The organism is Macrococcus epidermidis (assembly GCF_003259695.1).
In the GTDB taxonomy this organism is placed as follows: domain Bacteria; phylum Bacillota; class Bacilli; order Staphylococcales; family Staphylococcaceae; genus Macrococcoides; species Macrococcoides epidermidis.
Genome location: NZ_PZJH01000001.1, coordinates 109,451 through 128,455, shown reverse-complemented (window position 1 = coordinate 128,455; position 19,005 = coordinate 109,451). Strand labels below are relative to the sequence as shown.

The 19,005-nt window shown below is 33.2% G+C and carries 20 protein-coding genes and 1 pseudogene; 6 read left to right on the top strand and 15 right to left on the bottom strand.

The features are described from left to right. Window positions 1–124: 124 nt before the first annotated feature. The 4 genes from BHU61_RS00780 to BHU61_RS00765 all read right to left on the bottom strand — a co-directional run bounded on the left by BHU61_RS00780 (window position 125) and on the right by BHU61_RS00765 (window position 2,512). On the bottom strand, window positions 125–778 hold the full coding sequence (locus BHU61_RS00780; protein ID WP_111714179.1) for a C40 family peptidase: 654 nt from the start codon (window positions 776–778) through the stop codon (window positions 125–127). A 411-nt stretch (window positions 779–1,189) separates the two neighbouring features. After that, complete coding sequence (locus BHU61_RS00775; RefSeq protein WP_111714178.1) at window positions 1,190–1,693, bottom strand: GNAT family N-acetyltransferase; 504 nt, start codon at window positions 1,691–1,693, stop codon at window positions 1,190–1,192. A gap of 4 nt (window positions 1,694–1,697) precedes the next feature. After that, complete coding sequence (locus BHU61_RS00770) at window positions 1,698–1,964, bottom strand: hypothetical protein (protein WP_111714177.1); 267 nt, start codon at window positions 1,962–1,964, stop codon at window positions 1,698–1,700. Between the two features lie 92 nt (window positions 1,965–2,056). After that, window positions 2,057–2,512 carry a C40 family peptidase gene (locus BHU61_RS00765; RefSeq protein WP_099581212.1) on the bottom strand — a complete coding sequence of 152 codons (456 nt, stop codon included), beginning with the start codon at window positions 2,510–2,512 and terminating at the stop codon, window positions 2,057–2,059. A 382-nt stretch (window positions 2,513–2,894) separates the two neighbouring features. On the opposite strand from BHU61_RS00765, the gene BHU61_RS00760 reads away from it, so the two are divergent. Beyond that, window positions 2,895–4,373 (top strand): aldehyde dehydrogenase family protein, encoded by a 1,479-nt coding sequence (locus BHU61_RS00760; RefSeq protein WP_111714176.1) that lies wholly within the window; start codon window positions 2,895–2,897, stop codon window positions 4,371–4,373. A 55-nt stretch (window positions 4,374–4,428) separates the two neighbouring features. Here the strand turns inward: BHU61_RS00760 and BHU61_RS00755 are convergent, their stop codons facing one another. From BHU61_RS00755 to adhP, 3 genes and pseudogenes are all read right to left on the bottom strand, one after another. Beyond that, window positions 4,429–4,986, bottom strand: a complete 558-nt coding sequence (locus tag BHU61_RS00755) for a CAP domain-containing protein (RefSeq protein ID WP_111714175.1) — start codon at window positions 4,984–4,986, stop codon at window positions 4,429–4,431. Between the two features lie 350 nt (window positions 4,987–5,336). Further along, window positions 5,337–6,239 (bottom strand): nuclease-related domain-containing protein, encoded by a 903-nt coding sequence (locus BHU61_RS00750; protein ID WP_111714174.1) that lies wholly within the window; start codon window positions 6,237–6,239, stop codon window positions 5,337–5,339. A gap of 171 nt (window positions 6,240–6,410) precedes the next feature. Continuing rightward, a pseudogene (gene adhP, locus BHU61_RS13530) lies at window positions 6,411–6,578 on the bottom strand (alcohol dehydrogenase AdhP); the annotation flags it as partial. A gap of 152 nt (window positions 6,579–6,730) precedes the next feature. Between adhP and BHU61_RS00740 the strand changes: the two are divergent. Continuing rightward, window positions 6,731–7,195 carry a GNAT family N-acetyltransferase gene (locus BHU61_RS00740; RefSeq protein ID WP_111714173.1) on the top strand — a complete coding sequence of 155 codons (465 nt, stop codon included), beginning with the start codon at window positions 6,731–6,733 and terminating at the stop codon, window positions 7,193–7,195. On the opposite strand, the gene BHU61_RS00735 is transcribed toward BHU61_RS00740, so the two are convergent. From BHU61_RS00735 to BHU61_RS00725, 3 genes are all read right to left on the bottom strand, one after another. Beyond that, complete coding sequence (locus tag BHU61_RS00735) at window positions 7,181–8,140, bottom strand: bile acid:sodium symporter family protein (protein WP_111714172.1); 960 nt, start codon at window positions 8,138–8,140, stop codon at window positions 7,181–7,183. The genes BHU61_RS00740 and BHU61_RS00735 overlap by 15 nt on opposite strands. Before the next feature lie 385 nt (window positions 8,141–8,525). Then, window positions 8,526–10,016, bottom strand: a complete 1,491-nt coding sequence (gene mqo / locus BHU61_RS00730) for a malate dehydrogenase (quinone) (protein WP_111714171.1) — start codon at window positions 10,014–10,016, stop codon at window positions 8,526–8,528. Between the two features lie 180 nt (window positions 10,017–10,196). Beyond that, window positions 10,197–11,576 (bottom strand): MFS transporter, encoded by a 1,380-nt coding sequence (locus BHU61_RS00725; RefSeq protein ID WP_111714170.1) that lies wholly within the window; start codon window positions 11,574–11,576, stop codon window positions 10,197–10,199. A gap of 221 nt (window positions 11,577–11,797) precedes the next feature. On the opposite strand from BHU61_RS00725, the gene BHU61_RS00720 reads away from it, so the two are divergent. Further along, window positions 11,798–12,214, top strand: a complete 417-nt coding sequence (locus BHU61_RS00720) for a 6-pyruvoyl trahydropterin synthase family protein (protein ID WP_111714169.1) — start codon at window positions 11,798–11,800, stop codon at window positions 12,212–12,214. Between the two features lie 16 nt (window positions 12,215–12,230). Here BHU61_RS00720 and BHU61_RS00715 read toward each other — a convergent pair whose 3' ends face one another. The 5 genes from BHU61_RS00715 to BHU61_RS00695 form a co-directional block, all read right to left on the bottom strand. Then, a complete protein-coding gene (locus tag BHU61_RS00715; RefSeq protein WP_111714168.1) occupies window positions 12,231–12,692 on the bottom strand; it encodes a DUF805 domain-containing protein in 462 nt (153 codons plus the stop codon). A 37-nt stretch (window positions 12,693–12,729) separates the two neighbouring features. Then, window positions 12,730–13,212, bottom strand: coding sequence for a hypothetical protein (locus tag BHU61_RS00710; RefSeq protein WP_111714167.1), 483 nt, complete (start codon window positions 13,210–13,212; stop codon window positions 12,730–12,732). A gap of 130 nt (window positions 13,213–13,342) precedes the next feature. After that, window positions 13,343–14,158, bottom strand: coding sequence for a Cof-type HAD-IIB family hydrolase (locus tag BHU61_RS00705; RefSeq protein ID WP_111714166.1), 816 nt, complete (start codon window positions 14,156–14,158; stop codon window positions 13,343–13,345). A 62-nt stretch (window positions 14,159–14,220) separates the two neighbouring features. Beyond that, window positions 14,221–15,660 carry a 6-phospho-beta-glucosidase gene (locus tag BHU61_RS00700; protein ID WP_111714165.1) on the bottom strand — a complete coding sequence of 480 codons (1,440 nt, stop codon included), beginning with the start codon at window positions 15,658–15,660 and terminating at the stop codon, window positions 14,221–14,223. Between the two features lie 12 nt (window positions 15,661–15,672). Next, window positions 15,673–17,577: a beta-glucoside-specific PTS transporter subunit IIABC gene (locus BHU61_RS00695; RefSeq protein ID WP_111714164.1), complete on the bottom strand. Its 1,905-nt coding sequence runs from the start codon at window positions 17,575–17,577 to the stop codon at window positions 15,673–15,675. Between the two features lie 124 nt (window positions 17,578–17,701). Here BHU61_RS00695 and BHU61_RS00690 point away from each other — a divergent pair, with 124 nt between their 5' ends. The 3 genes from BHU61_RS00690 to BHU61_RS00680 all read left to right on the top strand — a co-directional run bounded on the left by BHU61_RS00690 (window position 17,702) and on the right by BHU61_RS00680 (window position 19,003). Beyond that, window positions 17,702–18,415: a GntR family transcriptional regulator gene (locus tag BHU61_RS00690; protein WP_338066906.1), complete on the top strand. Its 714-nt coding sequence runs from the start codon at window positions 17,702–17,704 to the stop codon at window positions 18,413–18,415. A gap of 50 nt (window positions 18,416–18,465) precedes the next feature. Beyond that, the gene (locus BHU61_RS00685; RefSeq protein WP_099581244.1) at window positions 18,466–18,645 is read left to right on the top strand and encodes a hypothetical protein; all 180 of its coding nucleotides are present in this window, start codon (window positions 18,466–18,468) and stop codon (window positions 18,643–18,645) included. A gap of 169 nt (window positions 18,646–18,814) precedes the next feature. Further along, window positions 18,815–19,003, top strand: a complete 189-nt coding sequence (locus BHU61_RS00680) for a hypothetical protein (RefSeq protein WP_111714162.1) — start codon at window positions 18,815–18,817, stop codon at window positions 19,001–19,003. Window positions 19,004–19,005 lie beyond the last annotated feature (2 nt).

Sequence of the window (19,005 nt, the reverse complement as noted above, 5' to 3'; positions counted from 1 at the left end):
TTTACAGATAATATACAATAATTAACATCATATGTAAAGATATCTTTACATAAATTTTTCCCCAAAAAAATATCCCTCACTAATATTCAAGTGAGAGATAATTGAAATTAATATTAAGTTCTAATTAGAATCTGTAGTATCCATCAACTGATCCTGAGATGTATGATACTGCACGTTGACCGATTCCTGCTGATGGGTTTAAAGCATCAACCATTTGTCCACCACCGATATAAACTCCTACGTGGCTGTAGTTGTTGAAGAATACTAAGTCACCTGGTTGTGGATTTGATACTTGTGTACCAGCTGCTGCTTGAGCATAAGTTGTACGTGGAATTGATTTACCCATTGCTGCTAATACTTGTTGTGCAAATGATGAACAGTCAACTGCTGATGCAGAGTTTGCACCATATACATATGATTTTCCTGCTGCAATTGATAATGCTACTGAAGCTACATCATTATTTACAGCTACTGAAGTTGGTGCTTTTTGTACTACACGTGTGCTTTCAGTTACTGCGTTAGTAGAAATGTTTGAAATTGTATTATTTGTGTTATTTGTGTTATTAGTATTAAAAGTATTATTTACTGTTGATGTTTGTGCAACTGGTGCATGGTAAGTATTTGTAGGTGCAGAGTATGTTGATGTTTGAACTGGTGCTGAATATGTAGAAGTTGTAGAGACATCAGTTCTTAGTTCTGCTGCTGCATCTGCTGAATTCGTCGGTGCTAATGTTGCTACTGTCGCTGCTGTCGTTAATGTTAATAAAGTTTTCTTCATAATGTTTAATTCCTCCAAGAATTGTTTATATATTAGTATAGTATTTAATTAAATGATTTAATTCGTGATTTTGTCGAACTCGATACAAAATTTCAACTCGTCGTAATCACATGTCCAACTATAACATGGATAAACATGAAAAAGTGCGATGTAAATGTTTTGTTAACGAAGTGATATAATTTTTCAGACCTTGTAATATTATTAACTTTGTCGAAAAGCCCATACCTATAGTATAGAAAGAAGCTATTCAAATATAGAATTTGTAAACTTTATCCAAGAATATTACGAAACTTTAATTCAAAAAAGCGCACTGTAACATTGTTGTTACAGTGCGCTTTTACACGTTTTTTGTATCATTACTTATTATTTAAATATTTTTTATTAAAATTTATTGATCGGATTTTCTTATATTTACTGAAATGCTTCCGGATAAATGACAGTTCCTTGTATACCTTTTTCTTTAACTTCTTCTGATGCACGAATCATAAATACATCATCAGGCACTTCAAACGGCGCTTTAATATTATATGTTGATGCTTTTATAAAACCAAATTTAGTGTAATAACTAGGATGGCCTAATATTACGACTGGAACTGATAATGGGATTTTCGATAATGTATAATGCATTAAGGCAGTACCTATACCTTGTTTTTGATAATCAGGATGAACTGATAATGGTGCCATCGCAACGCCATCATATTCATCTATTTTTATTTTCGAGTACATAATATGTCCTACAATCTTATTACCAATGGTTGCGACTACCGTTAATTCAGGAATATAACTATCTGAATGCATTAATTCTTCAACCAAAGTATGTTCCTGATTATCACTCATCGGTTCATTTTCAAAAGCGAGTTCTGTTGTATACATGATATCTTTTAAATCTTGCAAAGTAGCCTGTCTTATTTTCATATTATTACTTCCTATACTTTTTATTTAATACGATTAAAATAATAATCATTGTAAAAGGCATAATAAATTCATATTGTGGTGCTGTCATACGTGTAATAAATGAAATGACTGCAAATATTATAAATGTATATCCCATATACAAATATAACTTTCTATAATTCTCTTTTTTGTATTTCGTATTCACATTCGCATTAACAATTTGTTTACTGAGATATATCAAATATCCCCCCATCGCTAACATTAATATGTACATTAAATAATTTAAAATCATTATGAAAATCTCCTTTACTTCTATTATAATGCAATAATTTTATTTAACAAAAAAATACACCACATGACGTGATGTATCTTAAACATAAGTTATTAGAATCTGTAATATCCTGTAACTGTTCCGTAGAATCCTCTGATTGAACGTTCACCAACACCAGCTCTAGGGTTAAGTGCGTCAACCATACGTCCGTTACCGATGTAAACTCCTACGTGGCTTCCACCGTTGAAGTATACTAAATCACCAGGTCTTGGATTATAAACACGTTTACCTGCTGCCATTTGTGCATAAGTTGTACGAGGGATTGATTTGCCCATTGCACGCATAACTTGTTGTGCAAAAGCTGAACAATCTACTGCGTAACGGTTGTTTGCACCGTATACGTATACTCTGTTCGCTGCGATTGAACGTGCTACTGATGCTACATTATATGAATTGTATTTTTTGTATTTTTTATAAGTTGTCTTTTTAGTTGCTGCGTCTGCGTCATGCGTTGGTACCGATGTGAATACTACTGCTGATGTAACTGCTGCTAATAATAATTTTTTCATTATATATATTTCCTCCAGAATTTTCTTTTATAAGTTTGATTGTCTGTGCGACTTCTTGAGATAATCATAACACCGAAAAATATCGAAATGTGCATTGTAATAGACTTGTTACATAACATATACGTTTTATGACACATTGTTACAAAATTGCATTAGGCTTTGTAACATTCGTAAAAGCCTGATATGACAAGCTTTAAAGGCATTTACGCATTAATATTGATTCATTTTCTGAGATTAAATATTACAAAATGTAATATAAATATGATGTTTATTTAGATTGATTTCAATGTCCAAACTGTTTTTTTGCAATATTTAATTACTATCGTTTATAATTATGTAAGCACTATCATTAAAATAACTGTTAAATATAGGAGGAAAAAACATGAGTAACATATTAAAAGAACAATATGGTTTATTTATTAACGGAGAATTTGTTGATGCAGAAAACAAAGAAACGTTAGAGGTTAAGAGTCCTGCAACAGGTGAAGTTTTAGCGCATATTGCAAAAGCGACTACAGGAGATGTAGATAAAGCTGTTAAAGCTGCTGGTGAAGCTTTTAAAACATGGAGACATACAACAAGCACAGAGCGTGCTGCCTTATTAAATAAGATTGCAGATATTATGTATGAAAATAAAGATGATTTAGCGATGATTGAATCTATGAACTCTGGTAAAGCGATTCGTGAGTCAGCAAATATTGATATTCCAATGGCTGCCGATCACTTCCGTTACTTTGCTGGTGTAATTTTAGCAGATGAAGGTACAAATAAAGACTTAGCTGAAAATACTTTAAGTATTATTCGTCATGAACCTATCGGTGTAGTTGGGGCAGTTGTAGCATGGAACTTCCCAATGTTACTTGCTGCATGGAAACTTGCACCTGCATTAGCTGCTGGTAACGCTGTTGTTATTCAGCCATCTTCTTCTACACCACTTTCTTTATTACATTTAGCAGAGTTAATCAAAGATGTATTACCTAAAGGTGTATTAAATGTATTAAGTGGTAAAGGGTCAGAATCTGGAGATGCAATCTTCAATCATGAAGACGTTGCAAAAGTTTCATTCACTGGATCTACTGAAGTTGGTTACGGTGTAGCCAAAGCTGCAGCTGAACGTTTAGTACCTGCTACTTTAGAGTTAGGTGGTAAATCAGCGAACATTATCTTTGATGACGCTAATATTGAGCAAGCCATCGAAGGTGCACAATTAGGTATTTTATTTAACCAAGGTGAAGTATGTTCAGCTGGTTCAAGACTTTATGTTCAAGAAGGCATCTATGATGAATTTGTTGGTAAATTAAAAGAAGCTTTCGAAAAAATCAATGTCGGTGATCCATTAGATCCAAACAATCATTACGGTTCTCAAACTGGACAAGCCCAAATCGATAAAATCGAAGAATACATTGAAATTGCGAAGCAAGAAGGATTAAACATCGTTACTGGTGGAGAACGTTTAATGGATAATGGACGAGATAAAGGATTCTTTTTCCCTCCAACAATTATTGAATTCGATGACAACAAATCACGTTTAGTTCAAGAAGAAATTTTTGGACCAGTAGTTGTTGTTTCTAAATTCAAAACACAAGAAGAAGTAATTGAGAAAGCGAATGATTCAATCTACGGTTTAGCTGGTGGTATCTTTACTTCTAACATTAATCGTGCATTACAAGTTGCAAATCAAATGGATACTGGTCGTATCTGGATTAACACTTATAATCAAATTCAAGCTGGTTCACCATTCGGTGGTTACAAAAAATCAGGTATCGGTCGTGAAACGTATAAAGAAACTTTACGTCACTATCAACAAGTTAAAAACTTATACATCGATTATTCTGATGCAGCAAAAGGTATCTATAAATAAGTTAGTTTAAAATGAAATGTCCCGCTACAAATTTGTAGCAGGACATTTTTTCATTTTATTTAGTAGTAAAGATTTGTACAGCGTAATAGTAGTTACGTTGTTTGTTAGTGTCATATGCAACTTTCATTGCAATAGAACTTCTTTTGAAATTTGGACGTAACATATTTGCTCTATGATCTTTAGATTGTTTCCATTGATTAAACATTAATTGCGCTAAATATTTTTCATCCGTTGATGGCGTTTCAGTACTTTTAATGCTACGTTTCATAACATTCTCACCTTTAATGATCGGTTGAACAGATTTAGGAAACGCTGTTTTAAAAAGTGTACCATCTGGACGGTAATGAGAGAATACTTTTGTTACTTCTTCTGCTCTTTTATTCGTACCAGTTTTAATCTTTTTATCGCTGATGTATTTAATAGGCGCAACACCGTTTGCTTTTCTTTCTTTATTAATAAGCTTTAATAACTCAACATTCAAACGGTAGTTACTTAATTTGTTACTCGTATTAAATTCTGAATTTGTTGCAGCATCTGCTGATTTTGGAGCATCGTAAGATACACCTGAGAATAGAATTGCACTTGTAAGTGAAACTGATAATAATTTTTTCATTATAAATCTCCTCTTTTGATATGTATGACCGAATACATATTATATTCATGAGAATAATATTACTTTAATTAGAGTAAATGTACAATGACAAAGTATATAATTTAAAAATTTATAAAAAAATATCATACAATATTAAATAACGAAAATAATATAGATTAATATATTAGATTATTTTTCATCTTTTCCGGATTCTCTTAGTATCCGGAAATGTTGGACTAGATTTTATGTTTATTCCCTTCATCTTTTCCGGATTCTCCAACTATCCGGAAATGTTGGATCATATTTAATGCTTATGCACTTCATCTTTTCCGGATTCTCCAACTATCCAGAAAAGATGAAACGTTAAAATCCTAAAAATCATATTCGATATAACAAGTTGATCTTGCTTCACCGACTTTTTGATAGTGCTTCGATAAAAAATATCGTATCGTTCTTTCATTTAAACCTGTCCATTTGGCAATTTCAGTCGTTTTAGCCCTTCCTTTCTTTATCGCTGCAATGGCATCAAATGTTCTTATCATCACTTCTTTATTCTTCTCTTTATGACCACAGCTACAAATAAAATATTGTTTCTTAAACTTATGACTCATCCCTAGTTTTCCACACTTACTACATTTTATCCCGACTTTCATTCGTTCAAAATCATAGTAATTTATCTCCTCATGTTCAGAATCATTTTTATGCTGTTCGACCAATATATTTGCAAAACGCTGCATCTCTGAATTAATATGCTGATAACGCTTAAGATGATTCACTATTTTATGTACATCAAAATGAAAATTTATATCTTTACTTCCCGGAAAGTTCCTTAAGTCCAATGTCTCATTGATAAATATGATTTTACTAATTACATTAAAGTGAAAACTATTCTCCTTAACGATTTGTTTCAATTTCTTATGTCCCTTCATTAATGAAGACACAAGATCTTTTTCCACATATCCATTCTCACTCGTAAATATTCCATCTTCATAATCATATCGACCACTAAAGTTCTTCACATCAAAATGAAATACAGTATCTTCAGTTATAACGATAAAGTCATATTGTATTTCACCAGGCATTTCTATTCTGATGTCCCATAAGATAATAATATTTTCTATATCGCTTATTAGATGAAGAAACTTTTCTTCACCTTCTAATCCTTTCTTATAATGTGATAATGCCAGGTAGTCTCTTTTCTTAAAGAATAAGCGCTGATCAACTTCTAATAAATATGATATATACCGCGATGGATGATGTGACTTGAGTAACATTTTAAGCCCTCCTTTCGCTCATCATATAAAGGAAAGAAATTGTGTGCAAATTGTAGCAATTCAATAATTGTGCATCGTTCAACGCAGAAAATGAATTTTGGAACAAATTAAAAAAGAAACTGCAGCATTTTCGTTGCAGTTTCTTAAAATTAGCATTTCATTCAAATTTTTTTAATGGCTACATTGTTTATGCATGTCAATAACCATACGACCTTGTATTTTACCGTCATGCATTTCTTTAAATACATCGTTCACTTCATGTAGACAACGTGTTTCAACAATCGGTACAACTTTACCTTCTGCACCGAATTCAAATGCTTCACGTAAATCTTCATTTGAATATAATTGATCGTGATTTATTGAACAATAAGTGAAAGTATATAAACAATATTAAAGGTAAATTACATACAAACAAAATAAAAATTTTAAATAAATTACTTTCTTCTAAAATCATTTCGAGTATGGTACTTTGATGAAAAGGGAGTGAAAATATGTTTATTATTCAACCAATGACACTTACAGATGCTAAAGAAATATTAACATGGCAATATGATTCACCTTATGATTTCTACAATATCAATAATACTGATAAAAACCCTGCAGAAATACTGAATGATACAATTCGTACTAATCATTTCTATAGTGTGTATCAGCAAGAACTTATCGGACTTATAGAATTACATCACAATAAAAATACCTGTACACTCGGGCTTGGACTTAAGCCAGAATATACAGGTAAAGGTTATGGTGAAACTTTCGTCAGAGAGGCGATCACTTTCATTCGAACGACATATCCAGAAACTACAATTATCGAGCTTGCAGTTGCTACTTTCAATGAACGTGCGATTAAAGTGTATGAACGATGTGGTTTCGAAGCACTCGACTATGAACTAATGGCAGCTCACGGTGTATTACATGAATTTCTGAAGATGCGAAAAATATTAAATAACATCTAAATGATGTTCTTTGATCGGTCTTTTCTTCTCAAGCTGGGTACTCACAATACTTGCTAAAAGTTGCTGAAAGAGCATGCCAAAAGCAACTGGTAAGGCAACTTTAGGCGGAAAATAAGTTGTCGCGACAATAACTCCGGTCGAAATATTTCGCATGCCACATAAAAATGTAATACTGACATGACGTGCATAACTACATTGCATAAAGTGACTCATCACACTGCTAATCACATAACCGCTCACTACAACAACGAATACAACAGCAATGATAATAACTAATTCTATCGAGAAATCTTTCATATACGGTGCAATCGCCCCACCATTGACAAAGATAATACCAAACAATGCAAGTCTACTGAAAGGATTTAGTCTGTTACCTATCTTGTCAGGTATTTTTCCATGACTCGCTTCATTGATGACAATGGCAACTATTGTTGGAACGACAATCATCAATATGAGATCCATGATTAAGTCACTCGTATTAATCTTCACAGTTTCACCTGAAACAATATGCATCGTCAGTGGAATGATCACTGGTGCTAAAAATGTATCAAGTAATACAACAGCTAAACCTAATGGTAAGTCTCCTCGACCAACATTTATCCAGATGATGCTCGTAACACCCGTTGGTATACACATCAACATCACAAAACCAATCACAAGTAAATGATCATCAAAAATTAGATTGGCAATGAGATAACTTAACACCGGCATAATCAAATGCAGAACAATCATACAAAACAATATGTCTCTCGGTGCTTTGTAGAAAATATTCAAATCACTAAACTTCATCTTCATACTGCCGGAAAACGTTATAAATGCGAACAAATACGGCACTACAATTAAAAAATGATGCCCAAATTCATCGAAAATGACACCTAAAGATAAACTAATTAATGTAAGCAAAGCGATATTTTTCTGTAAAAATTTATTCATTAAATCAATCAACGATTTTCTCCTAAAATAATAATTATTATCTATCATTTATTATAAAAATCTGGGTATGATAAAAGTGTAGCACAATATATAAATGATATGATTAAAATGACAACATTCGAAATCCTTCTCTATATTGTTATATTCAAACTTGGCATCATAATACTGGTTAATTTCTCTAAAAAAAATTATTATATTTATCAATGAAAAACAAACACATTCAAATGATACAATATTTGATGGTTCTACTAGTACTTCAATCTGGCACTGTTGATAAAGACTGCAATGATTCATCTTTCTTCGAGGCTGGTTGTGACGCTTGCAGAGGAGATGGTGGCGACTAAAATCATCAAAATTAGTATAAGGCAATGCCAAATCTGGCATTGCCTTATCTTTATTATTTCTCTTTTAAACCTAAAGTTTTAGCAGTATTTGCATTAATTTCTTCAAATAGATCTTTGTGCTCTGCTAACTTCAAGCCATATGATGGAATCATCTTCTTAATATGAGGTTCCCATTCAGGCATTCTATCTTTAAAGCATTTATCGATCACTTGTAACATAACATATACCGCAGTAGAAGCACCAGGAGAAGCACCAAGTAAGGCTGCAACACTGCCATCTTCAGCAGTAATCACTTCAGTACCAAATTGTAGTGTACCCTTACCACCAGCTTCAGTTTCTTTAATGACTTGCACACGTTGACCAGCAACAACGATTTCCCAATCTTTCGATTCTGCATTTGGAACAAATTCACGTAACTCTTCCATACGTTGTTCATGTGTTTGTAATACTTGAGAGATTAAGTATTGTGTTAATTTCATCTCTTTACCACCAGCTGACAACATGTTTGTTACGTTTCCTGGATTTACTGATGCTAATAAATCTGTATATTTACCCGTCTTTAAGAACTTCGGACTAAATCCAGCGAATGGTCCGAATAATAACCCGCGTTCACCATCGATATAACGCGTATCTAAATGAGGTACTGACATCGGTGGCGCACCAACTTTAGCTTTACCGTATACTTTGGCTAAATGTTGTTCTACGACTTCCTGATTCTTACACACTAAGAATAAACCACTTACCGGGAATCCACCAACGCCACGAGCTTCAGGAATCTTTGTCTTTTGCAATAATGGTAATGAATAACCACCTGCACCGATAAAGACAAATTTAGCATTGTGGATTTCTGTTTGTTTACTATTTTGATCATATACTTTAACATTCCAGCTGCCATCTTCAGCACGCTTAATGTCTTTTACTGTATGTTCGTAGTATGTCACTGCACCATCAAATGATTTCATCACATCAAATAAGTCTTGTGTTAATGCACCGAAGTTTACATCACTTCCAGCTGCCATACGTGTGATAGCAATTCGCTCATTCGGGTCGCGACCTTCCATCATTAATGGCACCCATTCACGCATCTTATCATGATCTTCAGTTAACTCCATACCTTGGAATAATGGATTATCTTTAAAAGCTGCTAAACGATTCTTTAAGAAACGAATATCGTCTTCACCTTCAACAAAACTTAAATGCGGTACCGGCATGATAAAGTCCTGAGGATGCTTCAATTTGCCTTCATTCACTAAATAAGACCAGAATTGTTTAGATAATTGAAACTGCTCATTAACATTCACAGCTTTATCGATATTGATATTCTTATCTTTATCTTCAGTCGTATAGTTTAATTCACATAATGCAGAGTGACCCGTTCCTGCGTTATTCCATACGTTTGAACTTTCCAGACCAGGTGCTGAAAGTTTTTCAAATACTTTAATATTTATTGCCGGATCAAGTTCTTTAAGTAATACACCTAAAGTCGCGCTCATTATCCCGCCACCGATTAATATTACGTCAGTTTGTTTAAATACTTTTTTCATTTTATATCCCCCAACACATCTATAATATATTTCCATTATAGACCTTTTTTCATCATTTGTAATACTAGTATAATGAAAATCCAAAAATATTGTAACCGTATTCATTATTTTATTATTATTTCTTCAAATAATAGCTGATTGAAGCCTAAAAAAGACCTCAATCAATGAGGTCTTCAAAAATTATATCTTCTTTCTTAAATCGTCTTTAGGAACTGTAATTTGAATGGCAACAAAAGAAATGATAGCCATCACAGCATTCGCAAGTATTCCAACCATTGCACTTTTCTCTAATCCAAATTTCATACAGAAACTATAGATTGCCATACTAATTGCGATACCAAATGCGCCACCTAAAGCAGAAGCCATCTTATAAATACCTGAAGCAACTCCCGCTTTCTCTACCGGTGCTGTTGCAACTGCAGTATCAGTAGATGGTGTGGCATATAGACCAAGTCCTAATCCAAATAAACCAAAGCCTAGCACACAGCTTATGATATAAATATTCTCCGGTAAGAATGTCAGTGAAATCATCACAATACCTGCGAATACTATCGCAGAACCAAGTAACATCGGTTTTTTAGCTCCCATCTTCTGCAATAACTTTTCACCAACGATAATCATTGATAAAACCATTACGACATATAAGATAGAAAGCATACCGGTCTTACTTGAAGAAAAGCCTAAACCTTCCTGAATATATGTATTCGCTACAATCAATGTACCAGCAACTGCATTTAATAAAAAGTTTGAAATAACAGCACCTAAATATGGTTTATTCTGGAACAGATGAAAATCGATCAACGGATTGATTTGACGTTTCTCAATCATTATAAATGCAATAAAGCTCACGATACTTAAAATAATCAGTCCAATAAATAGAGGTGATGTAACACCAAGCGTACCACCCTGCGTAATCACGATATTTAAACTTAGCAACAGAACGATCAATGTAATTAAACCAATTAAATCAAACTTCATATCGTTCGGTTCATCAGATTTTGTTTCCGGTGTGCCGTGAATTAATATCATCGCAAGACCTGAGAAAATAATTGAAATAATAAATATCCATTCCCATCCAAAGTTCTTAGCAATCATCCCCCCAAATAAAGAACATAAACCAGAACCACCCCAAGAACCAAATGACCAATAACTTAACGCTCTCTGACGATCTTTATCATCATAATATGCTTTAATAATTGATAACGTAGCTGGCATGATACATGCTGCAGAAATACCTTGAATGATACGACCAATTAATAAAAAAGCAGTCATATGCGTAGCGATCATTGTAAATGAACCGATGATACTTAATATTAAACCGATCTGCGTCATCTTTACACGACCGACTTTATCCGCTAAACCACCAGCACCAACGACAAGCATTCCTGAAAATAATGCCGTTAAACTGACAGCGATATTGATGACATCAAGGCTACTGTTAAAATGATGCTTCAAATCTAGTACAACAATAACAAGCGACTGAGCAAATAACCAATATGTTAATATACCAAGCACAATACCTAGAACTAATTTTCTACCACCCTTATAAGGTGTATCCATGCGAAAGACTCCCTTTTTTATTTTTATACAGTTAATCTATACCCACATTTTTATTATTTTAGCATAACAACAAGTAAGTTTTTTCTGAAAATTTAGTTTAAAACTAATGAAATATTATAAAACTTTTATCTCCGCAATTTAAATTTGAATATATGAAAAAAATACCTTACGATTAAAATAGATTAGAATAACGATGCATCAAACTCTGAAAGGAGCATAAAATGAGCCTATTAGAACATATTCAACAACCCCAAAAAACAGCTTATTACGAAAAAGATATCTTACTGAACCTGACCTTCACATTTACAACGAACAACCGTATCTTCTTTCCAAACGGCAAACATAAAGATTTATTCAATCATAACTACAAATTTGATATTAGCATCAAAAGTCCAGTTGATACATATGGCCTCGCTATAGACTTCTATCAAATAGAACGTGACTATAATGAAAAAATTGCACCACTATTAAATGCACCCATCCTCAACGAATCACTACCAGAAATGAATACAACTGTTGAGAATATCGCTTATTTCATATGGGAACAGTTTGAGCATCTACTTGACCACGTATCTTCTATTCAAACTCTAACATTATACGAAACAAAGAATCACAGCGTAACTATAAATAAAAATTAAAAAAGTACTACGGATATCAAATACTATCCGTAGTACTTTTAAATTTATTTGTTGGTAACGCACAATAATATAACAAAAATATAAATCTTAGACCAAAAAATAAAAAAATGATAGGTAATATTATTTCATCTTTAAATAATTTAATGTCAGAAAAAAAATATAATAATCCATAAATCATGAAAATCACTCCAAAAAACATATAAAAAATATTGAAGTATTTATATATTTTTGAGTCTTTTCCTACATCAAGCATCCTTCTTTGAAAAGCACTATATATTGGTATTAATACTACCGGCATTACTATCATAACAAACAGCAATCTTCCAAGTATGTTTTCCCCTTCTTCTGCCTTTATTAAAGGCAACAAGATTACAATACAAATAAACATCTGTATTAAAAATGGAAGCCAAAATTGTTGTCTCGAATCTTTAGAATCAAAATCAAATGCATGTTTAATAAATCTCAGATAGGATTGCATCACATTTCACCTCTATATTAATTAATAAATAATAATATTATTTATTTAATTCTTTCAATGAATTATAACCGTTATATCGATTACTAGGCAGTGTGCAATACCACAATATAAAAATGATATAGCTCGAAAATACCATCATCATATAAGCATTGAAATGACTTATTTCTAATAGCTTGATATTAAAAAATATTTTTAATAAATAAATTAAAGCCCCACCTAATAATAATATAGAATATAAAAATCTCATACTCTTAAACAAAGACGAGTTTATTCCAACATCATTCACTCTTCGCATTGCTGCACTTGCAGTTGGCCAGATAATGACCATAAAACCAATTAAAAATACAAGCAACCAGACAAAAGAAAGTAGGAAACGATTTGTAAATAAAAATGTAAAGATTCCGGTAAATAATAATAATAGGATGAACTGAATCAACATGGAAGACCAAAATTGAAATCGTGTGTCTCGCTCGTCATTTACAAATGTAAGATTCCAGAACCTTCTATATGCTTCTCCCATTTAACCCACCTCTTTTTGTTGTATTAACAATATTATACAATGCCTTAAAAAAAAGTAAATATTATTGTCAGAAAATACAGAAAAAAACTAATAAAAAAGACGCACTTTCGCACGCCCTTCATCACAGAAACTATAAATCAAGTATCTCTTCGAGTACTTTTGCGATACCATCATTATTATTATCATCAGTTACAATATCAGCAACCTGCTTTAAATCTGGATGCGCATTTCCCATGGCAACACCGATACCTGCATCTCTAACCATTTCCATGTCATTTAGTTGATCGCCAAATGCAATGACATTGTCTTTAGCAATATTTAATCCTTCGCAAATATGGTCGAGTGCACTGGATTTATTTACACCTTTAGCAGTAATCTCTAAATAAAATGGTGTTGACCGTATTGCACCAAAGGTATCCCCACAGATCGATAATATCTCTTCATCAATTTCATCTATACGGTCAGGATCTGCTGTAAGTAAAATCTTCATCGGATCAAAATCAAGTCTTTCATGTAAATCATGTGTGAGATTAAAATTAAGTCCATGATCACGATATTCATGAATGACATATTGATTATCTGCATCGTTTGCATATAAATCTGTACCGTTATCAACGATGTGGATAATGTTTAAATGCGCAATCGCTTTTAAGAAATCTTTAGCGTCCTGATTCGTTAATGACTGTTTATATTTCACTTCATTCGTTTCAATATCTATGACCATACCACCATTGTAAGCGCCGATTATGCCATGATGTTTATCAAGCGCTAACTGTTCTATCTCAAACTTAAATCCTGTTCTCGGGCGTCCTGATACAAGTGCTACCTTAATTCCTTTTTCCTGCGCTTTCATCAGCACTTTTTTCGTTCTTTCTGTAATTGTTCTATCGTCAGCTATTAAAGTTCCATCACAATCTAAAGCAATTAATTTAATTTCTTTAGCCATAAATACACACTCCTATTTGAAAATAAGGACTTTGACAAATGTCAAAATCCTTATTGTTTTAATTATAGTTCTTCACCATTTGTAGCAATAACGTTTTTGTACCAGTCGAATGATTTCTTCTTACTACGTTTCATTGTGCCTTTACCTTCGTTGTCACGATCAACATAGATCATTCCGTAACGTTTTTTCATTTCACCTGTCGTAAATGATACAACATCGATAATACCCCAAGGTGTGTATCCTAGTAAGTCTACACCATCTTCTAATACAGCATCTTTAACCGCTTCAATATGTGAACGGAAGTACTCGATACGCGTATCATCATTGATTGAACCATCTGCTTCAACCGCATCAATGGCACCAAATCCATTTTCAACGATAAATAATGGAATTTGATATCTGTTATAAAGTGTATTTAATACATATCGTAATCCAACAGGATCAATTGCCCACCCCCAGTCAGATGACTTAATATGTGGATTTTCTACACCATTCGATAATCCCCCATTAACAATATCACCGGTATTATCATTGTGAACATCGTGCTTAACCGTTGTAGACATATAATAACTGAATGCTAAATAGTCCACTGTACCCTGAGCTAAGATTTCTTCATCACCAGGTTCAATCGGTAGCGAAACACCTAATCGTTCTAGTTCTTTTAATGCATAGGCTGGATACTTACCTCTTACATGCACATCCGGGAAGAAGAATCTTTCACGGTTAGCAATTTCTGCAGCCATAATATCTTTCGGGTGACATGAGTATGGATAAACAGGTACATGCGAAACCATTGCGCCAATTTTAAAATCAGGGTTGATTTTCTTTCCGATAATCACTGCTTTTGCACTTGCTAATAATTGGTGATGTGCTGATTGATACATCACTGCACGTGCATCTTCTTCTGGTTGTACTTGAATCCCAGCATTCGTCCATAAGAAAAGTGGGTTATTAACGTCCATCTGGTTATTGATTTCGTTAAATGTCATCCAGTACTCAACTTTATCTTTGTATCGATTAAACACAACTTCCGCAAATCGCGCAAAGAAGTCTACTACTTCACGACTTCTGAATCCACCATATTCTTTCGCTAGGTGTAAAGGTATTTCAAAATGACTTAATGTAATAACCGGTTTAATATTATGCTTTAATAATTCATCAAAAACGTCATCATAAAATTGAAGCCCTTCTTCATTCGGCTCTAATTCGTCGCCTTTAGGAAAGATACGTGTCCATCCAATTGAAGTACGTAATACTTTTAGTCCCATTTCAGCAAACATTGCAATATCTTCTTTATAATTTGAATAGAAATCAATCGCCTCATGATTCGGATAAAATTCATTACCTTCTACTTTATCAGTGATTCTACGTGGTACACCATGTGCACCTGCTGTTAATACATCAACAACCGATGGACCTTTGCCACCTTTGTTCCAGCCACCTTCAAATTGATGTGCGGCAAGTGCGCCACCCCATAAAAAATCTTTGCTTAGTTTCGTCATTTTAAAATCCTCCTATTTAATAATTGTTATCATTCTATTTGAATTTGAAACCGACGTATTTGTATTGTCAATAATGACATCATTGTAGTTCATTGTATTTGTCACAACAACTGGAGTTACAGTTGAATAACCTTTTGATTCAATTGCTTTTTTATCAAAATGAATTAATGGTTGTCCAATTGAAACTTTATCACCTTCGTTTACTAAAAGATCAAAATGTTCACCTTTTAATTCAACAGTATCTAAACCAACATGTATTAAAACTTCAACACCATCATTACTCTTTATACCTATTGCATGTTTTGACGGTGTTGTCATAACAATCGAACCTTCAACTGGCGAAGATACAATACCTTCTGAAGGGTCTATCGCAAAACCTTTACCCATTGCACCACTATTAAATACCGGGTCTTTAACTTCATTCAATGGAATAAATTTACCTGATAACGGAGAAACAACCACTTGTTCTAATGATTCAGTAGTAATAATGTTATCCTCATCGTCAATATCTTCTGGTGTATCTAATTTCGTATCAACAGCTTTAGCTGTATCTTCACCATAACCAAACATCATAATTAATACAATCGGTAAAATAATTGCAATTGCAACGCCAATACATATTCCGATAAACGATGATGGGTTATCTTTACTGATACCATTTACAATTGTTAACGGTCCAGGCAATCCAGCATAAACGTAATAGTATGGATTAAAGAAACTTGCTACTACCGCACCAACAGCTCCTGATATACAACCTATAATAAAAGGTTTTTTAAATCTCAAGTTAATACCATAAATAGAAGGTTCAGTGATACCAAAAATACCAGTAATACCTGCTGATAATGCAACTGATTTTGTTTCCTGAACTTTTGATTTTAAGAATACACCCAATACAGCACCAACTTGTGCTATAACAGCGATTGTTTGATAAGCTTGGAAAGAGTCACGACCATAGTTATCGAAGTTAGCAAGGACAACAGGTGTAATACCCCAGTGAACACCAAAGATAACAAACACCTGCCAAAATGCACCAATAATAATTGCAGCTACTATTGGTAAATTCTCTGCTAAATAGTTATAGCCATCAGCTACACCATTTGCAAATAATGTTGATAATGGCCCGATTAATAATATTGTTAAAGGAACCATAATTACCATACACATTAACGGAACAAATAAAGATCTTACAACCTCTGGGAAAACTTTATTAAAGAACCTTTCAACATAAGATAAAATCCAAACTAAGAATAATGGAGGTAATACTGAAGAAGTATACACTGTTTGTGAAAGTGCAATTCCCATAAATGTTATCTTCTCTCCTTCAGCAATACGTCCTGCAATTTCAGCCCAAGTAGGACTTACTAAAGCCATAGCACAAACAACAGCAATATAAGTGTTGACTTTAAAATGTTTAGAAGCAGTTAAAGCAATGAAAATTGGTAAGAATGTGAATGGTGACCATGAAATGAAGCTAAATACTTCATAAGTTCCCGTCTTCGCAAAAGCTGGCCATGCTAAGTTAATTAATATTAAGATACCTTGTAAAATCCCCGCTGCTGCTAAGATATAGATGAAAGGTGCAAATACTGCAGACATTGTAGCAATGACTCTGTTAAGAATCGATCCTTTTTGCATGTTTTCCTCTGTATTATCTTCAACATTTGTAATGTTAGTAAATGCATCATATACTTCACCAACATGTTGTCCGATTACGATTTGAAATTGTCCGCCGTTCTCAACTACCGTTATAACTCCAGGCATTTCTGACACTTTCTTTTTAAATTCAGGATTCGAACGTTTTAATACCAATCTTAAACGTGTAGCACATCTTGCTACATTAACAATGTTTTCTTCTCCACCCACTGCCCCTAAAATATCATGAGCGAGTTGTTCATAGTTTCTCACTTGTTTTGCCATAATATCATCTCCATTGATTACGTTCTAATTTATTATACATTTTCATTTTAATTGAACCGGTTTAATTAAACAAGTGCGAAATAATATAAATAATGTATAATTAGTGACAAGTAGATATTTAGGAGTGTTAAATTTGAACAAATATGAAATTATCGCAGAAACTATTCAACAAAGTATATATGACCAGAAATTAGAACAGGGGACTAAATTACCAAACGTTGAATCACTCATGAAACAGCATAACGTTTCAAAAAGCACCATCACGAAAGCGCTCGATACACTTGAGAAACGTGGTGCAATATTTCAGCAGCGCGGAAGCGGGATATTTGTGAGACGTCAACGTCGTGAAGGATATGTCAGTTTGCTGACGAATAGAGGATTTACTGCAGATTTAAAGGAATTCAATATCACATCTGAAGTTCTGAAATTAGAAAGAATGAACGCAGATGACGAAGTAAAGATGAATCTGCATCTGGAAGAGAATGAAGAAGTTTATTACGTAGAACGTTTGCGAAGAATTGATAACGATATTTTATGTATTGAAGTATCTTACTTTCCGGTTAAACTTGTTCCATATTTGAACAATGAAATTGCTGAAGGATCCATCTTTAATTACTTAACAGATGCTTTAAAGTTTAATATTAGTTTTGCTGATATTTATATGCATATTGATGAACTCAATGACATCGATGCTAAGAAACTTGAACTGAAACAAGGTAATCCTGCTCTGTTTTTAGAACAAGTTGTCTACCTTGCAACAGGTGAGCCATTTGATTTCTCAAAGATTACGTACCACTATAAACATTCGAAGTTTTTTGTACAGGCTACAAACTATTAAATATACATTTTATGTTATAATGGAATAAAAATGTAGAAGGTGGTAATGTTATGGCTTGGTTTGAAGCATTGGTATCCATCGTAATTAGTCTTGTTCCTATTCTCATAGTCTTTCTTATCCTAATGGATGGTTACAGAACGAAATTAAATTCAGAGAAGATCATTGCACAAAACGAAGAAATCATCGCTTTGTTGAAGCAAAATAATAAAGGTGGAGGACAAACATTATGATGAGTATAACAGGATTAGTCTTTTCCTTGTTAACAATTCTTCTCCCTATAGTATGTATTATCCTAATTGTGAAGTACATCTATAAAAATTATCAGAATACATCACAGTTAATTAAACAAAACGAAGAAATCATCGCTCTATTGAAGCAAAACAGAAAGGATGATTTCTAATGGAATGGATTGGAGTATCTGTAATGTCCATCCTATACATCCTTATGTATTTGTTGCCTGCGCTTATCATCGGCTTCGTATTATCACATATTTACAACACACGCCAGAATACGAAATATATCATCAGACAAAATCAAGAAATGATTGAACTGCTTAAAGACATCAAAAATCAATCAAATATAAAATAAAC

Bases quoted from the DNA above. Each gene is read 5' to 3' on its own strand.
- BHU61_RS00740 (WP_111714173.1), top strand. From the start codon at position 6,731: ATGTTTATTATTCAACCAATGACACTTACAGATGCTAAAGAAATATTA.
- BHU61_RS00780 (WP_111714179.1), bottom strand. From the start codon at position 778: ATGAAGAAAACTTTATTAACATTAACGACAGCAGCGACAGTAGCAACA.
- BHU61_RS00710 (WP_111714167.1), bottom strand. From the start codon at position 13,212: ATGGGAGAAGCATATAGAAGGTTCTGGAATCTTACATTTGTAAATGAC.
- BHU61_RS00775 (WP_111714178.1), bottom strand. From the start codon at position 1,693: ATGAAAATAAGACAGGCTACTTTGCAAGATTTAAAAGATATCATGTAT.
- BHU61_RS00725 (WP_111714170.1), bottom strand. From the start codon at position 11,576: ATGGATACACCTTATAAGGGTGGTAGAAAATTAGTTCTAGGTATTGTG.
- BHU61_RS00715 (WP_111714168.1), bottom strand. From the start codon at position 12,692: ATGCAATCCTATCTGAGATTTATTAAACATGCATTTGATTTTGATTCT.
- BHU61_RS00750 (WP_111714174.1), bottom strand. From the start codon at position 6,239: ATGTTACTCAAGTCACATCATCCATCGCGGTATATATCATATTTATTA.
- BHU61_RS00770 (WP_111714177.1), bottom strand. From the start codon at position 1,964: ATGATTTTAAATTATTTAATGTACATATTAATGTTAGCGATGGGGGGA.
- BHU61_RS00755 (WP_111714175.1), bottom strand. From the start codon at position 4,986: ATGAAAAAATTATTATCAGTTTCACTTACAAGTGCAATTCTATTCTCA.
- BHU61_RS00695 (WP_111714164.1), bottom strand. From the start codon at position 17,577: ATGGCAAAACAAGTGAGAAACTATGAACAACTCGCTCATGATATTTTA.
- BHU61_RS00765 (WP_099581212.1), bottom strand. From the start codon at position 2,512: ATGAAAAAATTATTATTAGCAGCAGTTACATCAGCAGTAGTATTCACA.
- BHU61_RS00700 (WP_111714165.1), bottom strand. From the start codon at position 15,660: ATGACGAAACTAAGCAAAGATTTTTTATGGGGTGGCGCACTTGCCGCA.
- mqo (WP_111714171.1), bottom strand. From the start codon at position 10,016: ATGAAAAAAGTATTTAAACAAACTGACGTAATATTAATCGGTGGCGGG.
- BHU61_RS00760 (WP_111714176.1), top strand. From the start codon at position 2,895: ATGAGTAACATATTAAAAGAACAATATGGTTTATTTATTAACGGAGAA.
- BHU61_RS00720 (WP_111714169.1), top strand. From the start codon at position 11,798: ATGAGCCTATTAGAACATATTCAACAACCCCAAAAAACAGCTTATTAC.
- BHU61_RS00680 (WP_111714162.1), top strand. From the start codon at position 18,815: ATGGAATGGATTGGAGTATCTGTAATGTCCATCCTATACATCCTTATG.
- BHU61_RS00705 (WP_111714166.1), bottom strand. From the start codon at position 14,158: ATGGCTAAAGAAATTAAATTAATTGCTTTAGATTGTGATGGAACTTTA.
- BHU61_RS00685 (WP_099581244.1), top strand. From the start codon at position 18,466: ATGGCTTGGTTTGAAGCATTGGTATCCATCGTAATTAGTCTTGTTCCT.